The following is a 1,338-nucleotide window of genomic DNA, read 5'->3' on the forward strand; positions in this document are numbered from 1 at the left end:
AGCTCGTTGACGATGAACTTGTCGCCCGGCCCGACCTGCTGGTCGGCCGGCACGCAGAACCCGACGACGTCGACCTCGGCCCACGTCGTGCGCACCACGTCGTTGAGCCGCTCCCCGAGCAGCGTCCGCGGCTTGTGCAGGCCGGGGGTGTCGACGAGGACCAGCTGCCCGTCCTCGCGGTGGACGATCCCGCGGATGGCGTGGCGCGTGGTCTGCGGGCGCGACGAGGTGATCGCGACCTTCTGCCCGACCAGCGCGTTCGTCAGGGTCGACTTGCCGACGTTGGGCCGCCCGACGAAGCAGGCGAACCCGGACCGGAAGTTCTCGTCCCAGGAGGTGGTCACGCGGCTCCGTCTTCCTCGACGTCCTTGCCCTCGAGCCGGGACACGATCTCCCGGCCGATGGGCAGCGCGGCCGTCGCGGCGGGCGAGGGCGCGTTGAGCACGTGGAGCACGGTCGGTTCGCCGCGCCCGGCCTCGCCGTCCTCGACGAACAGGAAGTCGTCGACCAGCGACCCGTCCGGGCGCACCGCTTGGGCGCGCACCCCGGCGCGGCGCATCACGTCGTGCGGCGGGTAGAGGTCGTCCGCGGTGGTGCCGGGCAGCATCTTCGCGACCGCCTTCGCCATCGCCGCCTTCGACAGCGAGCGGTGCATCTCCCCCAGCCCGTAGCGCCACTGCTTCGCGGCCAGCGCGAGGAACCCGGGGTCGGTGAGGGTGCCGGCGAGCTCGCGCACCTTCAGCGTCCGCCAGTCGTACCCCTCCCGGGCCAGCGCGAGGACGGCGTTCGGGCCCACGTGCACCGAGCCGTCGACGCCGCGGGTGGCGTGCACCCCGAGGAAGGGGAACGCCGGGTCGGGCACCGGGTAGACCAGCCCGCGGACCGCGTCGGCCTTGGGCCCGCGCAGGTCGGAGTACTCGCCGCGGAACGGGACGATGCGCACGCCGGGGTCGAAGCCCGAGGCGCGCGCGATCTCGTCCGAGCGCAGCCCGGCGCACACCACGACCTGCCCGGCCAGCAGGTCCCCGCTGTCGGTGCGCACGACGACGTCGCGGCGCCGCCGCACCGTCGAGTGCACCGCCCGCCCGGTGTGCAGCACGGCGCCTCGCGCGACGGCGAGCTCGGCCATCCGCCGGGTCATCGCCTCGTAGTCGCAGATGCCGGTCGAGGGCACCCACAGCCCGGCCACCGCGGACACCGCCGGCTCCCGGTCGCGCACGCCGGCGGCGTCGAGCTCGTGCACCTCGACGCCGTTGGCGCGGCCGCGGCGGACCAGCTCGGCCATCCGGCCCAGCTCCGACTCGTCGGTCGCGACGACGACCTTGCCGCACTCGCGGT

At 74.7% G+C, this 1,338-nt stretch carries 2 protein-coding genes; both read right to left on the minus strand.

Features of this window, described 5'->3' with window-relative positions; translation table 11 throughout:
* Positions 1-344: GTPase (locus AC0CYZ_RS17405; RefSeq protein WP_472217563.1), on the minus strand; the 344-nt coding region annotated here is incomplete at its 3' end.
* A partial coding sequence (gene lhgO, locus AC0CYZ_RS17410) for an L-2-hydroxyglutarate oxidase (protein WP_472217565.1) occupies positions 341-1,338 on the minus strand: 998 nt, incomplete at its 5' end. The genes AC0CYZ_RS17405 and lhgO, both read right to left, overlap by 4 nt.

The organism is Actinomycetospora sp. (assembly GCF_055612215.1).